The sequence below is a fragment of the Pseudomonas sp. HY2-MNA-CIBAN-0224 genome (genome assembly GCF_040310285.1).
GTDB lineage: Bacteria > Pseudomonadota > Gammaproteobacteria > Pseudomonadales > Pseudomonadaceae > Aquipseudomonas > Aquipseudomonas helleri.
The window spans coordinates 1-283 of record NZ_JBEOPQ010000398.1 but is presented as its reverse complement, the minus strand read 5'-3'; the positions used below and the strand labels follow the sequence as shown (position 1 = coordinate 283).

General features: G+C 42.4%; 1 protein-coding gene. It reads right to left on the bottom strand.

Translation table 11 applies throughout. From position 1 onward, the window contains the following. Window positions 1-89: 89 nt before the first annotated feature. Window positions 90-283, bottom strand: a 194-nt coding sequence (locus AAEZ03_RS26905; protein ID WP_502947964.1) for a glycine cleavage system protein H, incomplete at its 5' end; no start/stop codon positions are given.

Genomic DNA, 283 nt, shown 5'->3' with positions numbered 1-283 from the left:
ATTTAAAAGTGGTACAAGGCAACCGAATGCAGATGTATAGATCATACTTCAAGCGAGGTTAACGCTGTAACACTTTTATAGTGGATTGACTACAGCTCGTTTTCGTACTCATCAGCGGTTAGCAATGCTTCGTAATCAGCAATATTGTCAGGCTTCATTCTAAAGAACCAACCTTCACCGTATGGGTCAGAGTTGATGATTTCTGGATCATCTTCTAGTGCTTCATTGATGGCAACGACTTCACCTGAAATAGGCGCATAGACGTCAGAGGCAGCCTTTACAG